Genomic DNA, 9959 nt, shown 5'->3' on the forward strand with positions numbered 1-9959 from the left:
CCCGGTCGCCTGTTGCCCGGATTGACGCCGCCAAAGGGTCTGCGCAATCCGCCCGAAATCGCCGCCGTCCGCAGGGCAGCGACGTTCAGGCCAGCCAACCGCCGGTAAAGCCGGCCCGTTCCAGGCCACGCCGGATATGCGGGTTGCGCCGCATCACTTCCCAGATCATGCCGCTGCGCTGATTTTCGATCATCAGCACGATCGGTCCCTGATCGATGCCCAGATAGTCGCCATCGACCCAGCCGACGCCCGGCACGATCTTGCCGTGTTTCAGCGGTTCGTCGGTGCGGGTCAGCGTCGGATTGAACGCGTCGAGAAAGCCGTATTTGTCATAGATGCCGGCACCATAGCGCGCATGCATCCTGTCGATCATCGGCGTGACGATGTCGGGCGCGAAGGCGATCGATCCCAGTGCCGCGGTCGGGGCCAGCGTGCCGTCGTCACGTTCGCCCGGGCCACGTGCCGAATAGCTGAAGAACTCGCGCTGCCTGCCATCGATCGTCACGGTGAAGTCGCCGGGACCGTCGCAGGCGGTCAGCCCCCAGCAATCGTCGCCATATCCGACCTTGCCGCCCGGATTTTCATTGGCATAGGCGCGCTGTGCATAAGTCGCACGGCGGCTGTTCTCGAAATAATCGATGCCCTTGGACGCGATATAGGGGTCGCGAATGCCGCGAAAATCGACCCAGACATGGCTGTACTGGTGGCCGAACATCGGCGCGAATTGCAGATGCGGCTCGCCCCAGCGATTGCCCCAGCTTTTCTCGAACTTCTGCGTCAGCGCGCCCCAGGTCGCGGGCGGCAGCGGATGCGTCGGGCTGGCCAAGGCCAACACGTACAGGATCATGCCTTCGTTATACGTATCCCAGTCGGATCGGATAAAGCCGCTTTCGGGATGCCAGCCCATCGAGACGAAGGGCGCGCGCGGCACGATCCAGTCCCATTCGACCGCGCGATAGAGTTGCTCGGCCAGATCGCGGATGCGCGCTTCCTGCGGGTCGACGCGGTCGAACCAGCTCTGCGCGAACAGCACGCCGCCCAGCAGCAGCGACGTGTCGATCGTCGACAATTCGCACCGGGCGAACCGCTGTCCCTTCGTCACGCCGAGAAAGTGGTAGAAAAAGCCCTTATACCCGCTGAACCCGGTTTCGCCGTCACCTTGCGGCGCAGCGGCAAGGAATTCGAGCGTGGCGAGCGTGCGGGCGCGATGTTGTTCGCGGGTGATCCAGCCATGTTTTTCGCCGACGCCATAGGCCGTCAGCGCAAACCCGATCGCCGCGATCGACGCGAAGCTGGGGGTAGGCCAGCGATCCGGCGCAAGGCCGGTTTCCGCGTCGGTGGTTTCCCAGAAAAACCGGAACGCGCGCTGCTGCACGTCCGAAATCAGGTCGGGCGTGGTCCCGGAGCCGATCCCGGTCCGTGCAGTGCACCCGGCGACGAGCGCGGCGGTGCTGGCGGCAAGGAAATGGCGGCGATCGATCACGGGCAAGCCCCTTTGCGGAATACGGAAATGCCGGGACAGGCGTAACGCCTGTCCCGGCAGGGGAGGGAGGGTTAGAAGCGGTAGCCGACGCGGAACTGGATGCGCCGCGGCAGGGTCAGCAGGTTGCTGCCGATCCGACCGGGAATGAATGCATCCCGTGGCTGACCCGTCTCCGGATCGATCTGATTGTTGAACGCACCATCGAAGCTGGAGAAGTTATTGTTGTTGAAGGCGTTGAGCAGATCGACCGCGATCTCGGTCTGGCCGCCGAGGATTTTCAGCTTGTTGGCCAGCGTCAGGTTGACTTCGCAGAAGGCAAAGACGCCCTTGATGCAGTTCTTTTCGGGATATGCAGCGAGGAAGCGCCGCTGACCCGGATCGGCACCGTTAGTGAAGTCGACGACCTGATAAGCCTGGCCCGACCCGAAGGTGCTGAGCGTCGAGAACTGGAAGCCGAGCGGTAGATCAACGATGCCCGATACGACGACCCGATGCCGTTCGTCGCCATCGCGCGGACGCCAGCCGTAATCGTCCGGCGTCACTTCGTCGAGGCTGAACAGGTCGCCGCCGTTCTTCTCGCCTTTCGACAGCGTATAGGCGACGTTCAAGCCCCAGCCCGATACTTCCGTGTAAGGCTTGTCTGCCGTGAAATAGAGCGCCTTGTACCGGGTATCGAGACCGTCGAACCCGATCAGGGCGTTCGAATAACCGAACGGGACGACTGGTGCGGTATTGCAGCACCCGCCAAGTCCGCCGTTGTTACGGGTGGCGAACAGGTTGGTGTAGCCGTTGCGGCCCCGCTGGTACGAACCGGTCGCAGAGAACTGCCACGGGCCGACCTGTTGGCGGATGCCGAGGCTGACCTGGTCGTTCACCGGCGGCTTCGTATTGTTCTGAACCGCAAACAGTTCAGGCAGGCCGCTGGTCGAGTTCGCGCGGAGGGCGAGCAGGCCTTCTCGGGTCAGGTAGGACGAGTTCCACGCCACGGTCGGCAGTCCGTTGCGCGGCTGGCCGTCGCGCGAGAAACGGAACACGCCGACCGGGTTGATCGTCCGCGACAGTTCGTCGACCGTGTTGCTGAAATTGTTACGATCGTAATAGCGGCCAAACCCACCGAAGATGACCGTGCTGGCGTTGTCGAAAATGTCGTAGGAGAAGCCGAATCGCGGCGCGATTGCCCCTGCGAACGGCTTGCGGTTGTTGCCGGTGCTGATGTAATTTTCCGGGTTGAAGTAGCTTGTCGTGGGCAAAGCGCGCAGAGCGGCGGCTGCGTTGGCCGGCGTTACGTAGTCGTTGTTACTACCGTTGGTTTCATAGTCCCAACGCACCCCGACGTTAAGTTGCAGTCGATCGGTAACGTCCCAATCGTCCTGCGCGTACAGGCCGATCTGTGTATTTGAGCCGCGAACGGTCCCGTTGCCCAACCCCAGTCGGGCCTCTGCGGGGAACGTGAAGTCGGTGTTGTTCTGTGTATCCAGCCGGAAGACGAAACCGGGTTGCAGGAACGCGAGGTTCGAGAACTCGATGTCGGTAATCTCGACTCGTGCGCCTACCTTGATGGCGTGGTCGTCAAGACCGGTATAGGTAAAATCGTCACGCAACGTGTAGCCCTGCTGCACTTCACGCCGGGTCGAATCGCGACCGCCGAATAGAATCGTGTTTTCATAATTGAAACTCGGGCTGCCCGGGTTCAACGATGTCGGGTTGAACACGTAATTCAGGTAGTTCAGATTGACTTCGTTGATGAAGTTATCGCCTCGATAGGTCCATTTCAGCAGGTACGTATCAACCGTATTGATCTTGTTTTCGGCGAACTCATACGCGGTCGTGCCGCCAAAACCTTGAATGTCGGTTTCTTCGCGCCGGCTGTAAGACAGGTCGAACGTCTGGCGGTCGTCCGGTGTGAAAGTAAGCTTTCCAAAATAGAAATCAGCGCGGAACGGGCTAACGAAATTACCTTCGAATTCGCTCACGCTCCGACCGGTCGCGCGTTCGAAAGCGGCAAGGTTCGCCGGATTGGCATTGGTGGTCGCATCGACGATGAAGGCACGGTTCTGGTCGTTGCCTTCATAGGTGCCGAAGAAGAACAGCTTGTCCTTGATGATCGGGCCGCCGAGCGAGACGCCATATTGCTTGCGCTCGAACTCGGGCTTTTCGCGACCGGCCTGACGATCGAAGAAGTTGCGCTCCGTCAGGCTGCGGTCGGTATACTGACCGAACGCCTCGCCATGAAATTCGTTGGTGCCCGACTTGGTGATAGCGGTAATGATCGCCGAGCCGGCCTGTTCATACTCGGCCTTGTAGTTTTGGGTCAGGACACGGAATTCCTGCACCGCCAACTGGCCGAACGGGTTGCCGCGGCTGTTCTGCTGGCCGGCGACGCCACCTTCGCGCAGCTTGTTCTTCAGACTGACGCCGTCGATGAAGACGTTGACCTGGGACGCGGTCGACGCACCTGCCTGAATGCCCTTGTCGGTTTCGCTGTCGTTGTAGCGCACGCCAGGAGCGAGTGCGGCGAACGACAGGAAGTTGCGATCGGTCTGCGGCAGGGTCCGGAGCTGTTCCTGCGTCACGTTGGTCGCGATTTCGCTTGTCCGGCTTTCGATCAGGCGGCGGCCGGTTACGACGATCGTATCGTCGCCGGGGGCCGCGACCGTCTCGTCGGGCGTTCCCGGCGCGGCAGCCGCGCCCAGCGTCACGTCAAGGCTTGCCGCCTGCGCGATGCCGACAGTGACTTCGCTGGTCGCGGTTTCGCCACCGGGACCGGTCACCGTGATCGAATAGCCACCGGCACGGATGCCGTTGAGTGTGTAGCGACCGGTCGTATCGGTCGTCGCACGATAGGACTGGTTCGTACCGGTCGAGGTGGCGACGACGGTCGCGCCGCCAACGGCGGCACCGGCGGCGTCGCGGACGGTGCCGCGCACCGAAGCCGTCGTGGTCTGCGCCGAAGCGGGTGCCATCGGCACAACCACCGCACCCGTCGCCAGCGTCGTAGCAGCGGCAAGTGCCGCGCGTAACATCGTATTCCTCATGCGTAAATTCCCCTTGTTTCCCGGTTTTCCGGGTCTTCCCTTGGTGAAGTCGTCTCGCGCACGATCAGGGTCGGTGCACGAAGTTCGATGCTGCGGTCGTCGGAACCACCGATCCGGTCGGTCAGCCGGGCAATCGCGCGCGCGCCGAGGTCGGCGATGTCGATGCGCAGCGTGGTGAGCGATGGCGAGATCAGGCGGGCGAGCGGTACGTCGTCGAACCCGGCGACCGCGACCCGGTCGGGCACCGACACCCCGGCGCGTTGCAATCCCATCAGGACGCCGATCGCCATCATGTCGTTCGCGGCGAAGACCGCATCGACGTCGTTCCCCTCCCGAACGATCTTTTCAGCGAGGAAAACGCCCGACTCTTCGAGAAAGGTTCCGCGTTCGATCATGGGTTGCAGCCCGGCCGCGGCGATGCCGTCGCGGTAGCCGCCGACCCGTTCCTCCGCATCGATATTGCCGATCGGACCGGCGAGATGGAGGATGCGGCGTCGCCCGGTCGTGACCAGATGATCGACCATCGCCCGCGCCCCGCGCGCATTGTCGATGCGCAGTTCGGGGCGCGGCTGGTGATGCGGCGCACAGTTGACCAGCACCACCGGTACACCTTTCGGCAGATGCGCGAACAGTTGATCGGGGTCGATGTGCGGGGCCATCACCACCATGCCGTCGACCCGCCCGCGCATCGTCCGCAGCGCCTCCACGCCGCGCGCCGGTTCGGCATGCATGTTCGACAGCAAGAGTTGCAGGCCCTGCGCCGACGCCTCGCGGTCCATGCCGCGCAGCAGTTCGGAAAAGAATTCGCCGTGCAGGTCGGGCAGGACGACACCGATCGCATTCGACCGGGCGAGACTGAGCGAACGCGCACCGGCGTGCGGAACATAGCCGAGCCTGGCTGCCGCCGCCTCGACCCGTTCGCGCAGTTCGGCGCGGACATTGTCATGGCCGTTCAGCACGCGCGACACCGAAGCGACGGACACGTCCGCCGCACGAGCCACATCGCGGATGGTGGCGTTCGCCATGCCTGTTCAGTTCCGCTCCCACATCGTCGCGCCCTTCGCGGCGAATCCGTCGGCTTGCGGCCGATCGCTCTTGATGTAACCGGTTACATGATCTTAAAACACGCTTCAACTACAGATTCGAAACACAAGCGCGCCGGTTTCGTTGCGCCAACGACACAGAGGGGATCGCATGGAAGACATTCGCATTTCGCGACGGGCCATTATGATGGGTGCCGGCGCGATCGCCGCATGGAGCGCCTCTCCGGCGCGCGCCTTGCTGGCGCAGGCGGGCGATCGGCTGCCGGCATCGGTCGAGGCGGTCGTCGGCCAGATGACCGTCGAGGAGAAGGCCGGACAGCTGACGCTGATGGCGGCGGCATGGGCGGGCGGTGCAGCGAATGCGCTCAATCCGATCGGTGCGACGGCGACGTTCGACGAACAGCTGGCGCAGGTCCGCGCCGGGCGGCTGACCGGCGTGTTCAACGGCAACGGTGCCGACATGGCGCGCCGGATGCAGACTGTTGCGATGAAGGAACAGCGGCTGAAGGTGCCGCTGCTGTTCGCCGCCGACATCATTCACGGGTTCCGCACCGTCTTCCCGATGCCGCTGGCCGAGGCGGGGACGTTCGACGCCGATCTGGCCGAACGTACCGCGCGCGCGGCGGCGGTCGAGGCGTCGGCGGCCGGCATCGACTGGACCTTCGCGCCGATGGTCGACATCGCCCGCGACCAGCGCTGGGGCCGGGGGATCGAGGGGGCGGGCGAGGACCTGCTGCTCGGCAAGACTATGGCCGATGCACGCGTGCGTGGTTTTCAGGGCCGGCGCGGCCTGATGGCCGACGATGCGGTCGCGGCCTGCGCCAAGCATTTCGCCGCCTATGGCGCGGGCGAGGCGGGGCTGGACTACAACACCGTCGACGTATCCGAACGGACGCTGCGCGAAACCTATTTCCCCCCGTTTCAGACGGCGTTCGCCGCCGGGGCACCCACGACGATGGCGTCGTTCAACGAATTGTCGGGGGTGCCGGCGACCGCCAATCCGTGGCTGCTCGACACGATCCTGCGCAAGGAATGGGGGTTTGGCGGGCTGGTCGTGTCCGACTACACCGGCGACGAGGAACTGATCGCGCACGGGTTCGCCGCCGATGCCCGCGAAGCGACGAAGCTAGCCTTCCTCGCCGGTGTCGACATGTCGATGCAGTCGGGTTTCTATCTCAAACACCTCCCCGATCTGGTCGCGAAGGGCGAGGTCCCGATGGAGCGGCTCGATCAGGCGGTCCGCCGCGTGCTTGCGCTGAAGGTACAACTCGGCCTGTTCGACAATCCGTTCCGCCGCATCGATCCGCGCCGCGAAAAGCAGCGCGTGCGCACGGCCGCCCATCTGAAGCTGGCGCGTGAGGCGGGGGCGCGGTCGATCGTCATGCTCAAGAATGACGGCGACCTGCTGCCCCTGCCCAAATCGGGCAAGCGCATCGCGCTGATCGGACCGTTCGTGCAGGGGCAGCGCGAACTGATCGGAACGTGGAACGTCTATGGTTCTGATGCGGAGGCGGTCGACCTGCTGACCGGCGTCCGTGCCGCCGTCACCGATCCCAGAATGGTCACCGCCGTCGACGGATCGGGCATCACCGATCCGATCCCCGGCGGGATCGAGGCGGCGGTGATCGCGGCGTCACAGGCCGATATCGTCCTGCTCGCGATCGGTGAATCGCAACGCATGTCGGGCGAGGCGCAGTCGCGGGTCGATATCGGCATTCCCAGGGCGCAACTCGATCTGGCGGAGGCGGTGCTGGCGACCGGCAAGCCGACCGTCCTCCTGCTGCGCAACGGCCGGGCGATGGTGCTCGACAAGCCGGTCCTCGACGCGCGCGCCATTCTGGTGACGTGGTTCCTCGGATCGGAAAGCGGTCCGGCGACCGCCGACATTCTGTTCGGCGATGTCGGTCCGTCGGCCCGCCTGCCGGTCAGCTTTCCCTATGCGACCGGCCAGCAGCCCTATTATTATGCCCACAAGGCCACCGGTCGCCCCAACCCGCCGGGGCCGCTCGCCGAATACAAGGCGCGCTATCGCGAGGGGCCGAATGCGGCGCGTTTCCCGTTCGGGCACGGGCTGACCTACGGCCGGATCGCCTATAGCGACCTCGACCTCGGCGACGGGCGGCTGAACAGCGACGGCGCGCTCAAGGTTCGGGCACGGGTGACGAATAGCGGGACCCGGGCGGCGACCGAAGTGGTGCAGCTCTATATCCACGACGTCGCCGCCAGCATCACCCGTCCGGTGCGGGAACTGAAGGCATTTCAGCGCGTGGCATTGGCACCGGGTGAATCGAAGGTCGTCGAATTTACGCTCCGTGCCAACGATCTGCGCTTCATCGGGGTGGAGAATCGGCCGGTGGTCGAGCCGGGCAGCTTCCATGTATGGGTCGCGCCATCGGCCGAGGCGGATGGCGTGAACGGCAGCTTCGTGCTGGCGTAACCCTGCTCCCTCTCCCCTTCAGGGGAGAGGGCCGGGGAGAGGGGGCGCAATCAGCGACAGGGCTCATGACTGGGCCCCCCCCCCCCCCCCCCCCCCCCCCNNNGGCTTTTATAGCGCACCCACATCGCCCACCGACGCGTTAACCCCTTCCCGAAGAAGGAGAAGCACGCGATGACCGATGACGGAAAGCAACCCAACCAGGCCGTGGGAAACGGCTCCGACACCGCGAAGCCCGACGGCGTCAATACGCCACCCGGCGGCGGTCAGTCAGGGGGCGGTGCCTATCCCAACCCGCATGACGACAGCAACGCCGGACGGTTCGACGGCGGACAGAGCCTGAAGGACTATCATGGCAGCGAAGGCGCCAAGGAAAATGAAGCCGCCGGTACCGAAGGATCGGGGTCGGCATAGCCCAGATCGCGACTGATCGCCCGCGCTGTCGCCGCGACCTGCGGGCCGATCGCTGCGACCTTGTCCGGGGTCAGATATTGCGCGGCGGTGGCGATGCCGATCGCTGCGACGATATCCCCGGATACGTCGCGGATCGGCGCGGCGATCGATCGGATGCCGTCATTGCCGACGCTATCGTGGATCACGTGGCCGCGCGCAATATCGGCGCGCATGTCGGCAACCCACCGATCGATCGCGGCCGCATCGTCGGCTCCGGTCGCACGGTACAGCCGCGCAAGGCCATCGTCACGCTCGTCGAACAGCAATGCCTTGCCCAGCCCGGTTCTCGCTACCGGCCGCCGGTCGCCGGGGCGGGTCGACACTTCCAGCCGCTGTCGCCCCGCCGCCCGGTCGAGGTGGAGCGAATGATCGCCGTCGCGCCGCCCCAGAAAGACGCAAAGTCCGGTATCGGCCGACAGCGCCTCCATGCGCGACCGCGCCACGCGCACCAGGTCGATGCGCCGGTGCGCGGTGAACCCCAGTTGCAGCAGCGTCGGCCCCAGCGTCAGCAAGCCGCGCTCGGCCTGCGCGACATAGCCGCGCTCGACCAGCGCCGCCGCCAGCCGGTGCGTCGTCGTCCGGCTAAGGCCCAGCGTGCGTGCCAGTTCGGCCACGCGCAACGGTTCGTCGCGCAGCGCCTCGACCAGATCGAGTCCGCGCATCAGCGTTTGCGTGCCGCGCGATGCGCCGGACGGTTCTTCGGTGCTGTCGTTCATCGCCCGAACTGTGGATCACTGCGCGGCGTTACGCCAGCGCGTCCTGCGCCATGACCAGCGTACCCAGCGGACCGGCCTCGTCGCCCAGCGCGGCGGGAATGATCCGCGCATCGATCGATCCGGCATCGACGAAGCCCAGATAGCCGCCTAGCGCGGCGACGACCCGTTCGCGCACCATCGGCAGCACCTGCGGCTGGCCCAGTCCGACCCCGCCGCCGACGATGATACGGGCAGGGGACAGCGTCAGGAACAGTGTCGCGAATGCCTCGCCCAATGCATCGGCGATGTCGCGCCACGCCGGATCGTCGGCCGACAGCAGATGCGCCGGCCCGCCGGTCCGCGCCGCGATCGCTGGCCCGCTGACCAGCCCTTCCAGACAGTCGCCGTGAAACGGGCACGCGCCGGCAAAGGGATCGTCCGCGCGACGGCGAACACGGATATGTCCCGCTTCAGGATGCATCATGCCGGTCACCGGTCGCCCCCCGGCGATGATCCCCATACCGACGCCGGTGCCGACCGTGACGTACAGAAAATCGGACAGTCCGACCCCGGCCCCGAACGCGCCTTCGCCCAGCGCCGCGCCGGTGACGTCGGTGTGGAACGCGACCTTGTCGAACCCCTGCGCCAGCGGGGCGACGATGTCGGCACCGGCCCAATGGGGTTTGGGCGTCGGGAGCATGATGCCATCGGCGACCGATATCGGCCCGAAACTGGCGATGCCGATCGCGGCGGGGCGATGCTCCTGCCGCCACTGCGCCAGTTTCGCCGCGATGATGCCCAGCGTTTCGTCGGGGG

At 65.3% G+C, this 9959-nt stretch carries 7 protein-coding genes; 2 read left to right on the forward strand and 5 right to left on the reverse strand.

Going from position 1 to position 9959, the window contains the following annotated elements; genetic code table 11:
* Positions 1-85: 85 nt before the first annotated feature.
* The 3 genes from ASE91_RS13090 to ASE91_RS13100 form a co-directional block, all read right to left on the reverse strand.
* Entirely contained in the window at positions 86-1483 is a 1398-nt protein-coding gene (locus tag ASE91_RS13090; RefSeq protein WP_056626810.1) for a glucoamylase family protein, read from the reverse strand.
* A 71-nt stretch (positions 1484-1554) separates the two neighbouring features.
* Entirely contained in the window at positions 1555-4518 is a 2964-nt protein-coding gene (locus tag ASE91_RS13095; protein ID WP_056626812.1) for a TonB-dependent receptor, read from the reverse strand.
* Positions 4515-5543, reverse strand: a complete 1029-nt coding sequence (locus ASE91_RS13100) for a LacI family DNA-binding transcriptional regulator (RefSeq protein ID WP_056626814.1) — start codon at positions 5541-5543, stop codon at positions 4515-4517. Before ASE91_RS13100 ends, ASE91_RS13095 begins: the two co-directional genes overlap by 4 nt.
* A gap of 169 nt (positions 5544-5712) precedes the next feature.
* On the opposite strand from ASE91_RS13100, the gene ASE91_RS13105 reads away from it, so the two are divergent.
* Both ASE91_RS13105 and ASE91_RS13110 read left to right on the forward strand, forming a co-directional pair.
* Positions 5713-7998, forward strand: a complete 2286-nt coding sequence (locus ASE91_RS13105; RefSeq protein ID WP_056626816.1) for a glycoside hydrolase family 3 N-terminal domain-containing protein — start codon at positions 5713-5715, stop codon at positions 7996-7998.
* A gap of 171 nt (positions 7999-8169) precedes the next feature.
* A complete protein-coding gene (locus tag ASE91_RS13110; RefSeq protein WP_055995176.1) occupies positions 8170-8409 on the forward strand; it encodes a hypothetical protein in 240 nt (79 codons plus the stop codon).
* On the opposite strand, the gene ASE91_RS13115 is transcribed toward ASE91_RS13110, so the two are convergent.
* Positions 8346-9164, reverse strand: coding sequence for an IclR family transcriptional regulator (locus tag ASE91_RS13115; RefSeq protein ID WP_056626818.1), 819 nt, complete (start codon positions 9162-9164; stop codon positions 8346-8348). The genes ASE91_RS13110 and ASE91_RS13115 overlap by 64 nt on opposite strands.
* A 28-nt stretch (positions 9165-9192) precedes the next feature.
* Positions 9193-9959, reverse strand: a 767-nt coding sequence (locus ASE91_RS13120) for an ROK family protein (RefSeq protein WP_235530477.1), incomplete at its 5' end; no start/stop codon positions are given.

Source organism: Sphingomonas sp. Leaf62, assembly GCF_001421915.1.
Taxonomy (GTDB): Bacteria; Pseudomonadota; Alphaproteobacteria; order Sphingomonadales; family Sphingomonadaceae; genus Sphingomonas.

Coding starts and splice junctions, on each gene's coding strand:
- ASE91_RS13095 (WP_056626812.1), bottom strand. CDS start 4,518: ATGAGGAATACGATGTTACGCGCGGCACTTGCCGCTGCTACGACGCTG.
- ASE91_RS13100 (WP_056626814.1), bottom strand. CDS start 5,543: ATGGCGAACGCCACCATCCGCGATGTGGCTCGTGCGGCGGACGTGTCC.
- ASE91_RS13105 (WP_056626816.1), top strand. CDS start 5,713: ATGGAAGACATTCGCATTTCGCGACGGGCCATTATGATGGGTGCCGGC.
- ASE91_RS13110 (WP_055995176.1), top strand. CDS start 8,170: ATGACCGATGACGGAAAGCAACCCAACCAGGCCGTGGGAAACGGCTCC.
- ASE91_RS13115 (WP_056626818.1), bottom strand. CDS start 9,164: ATGAACGACAGCACCGAAGAACCGTCCGGCGCATCGCGCGGCACGCAA.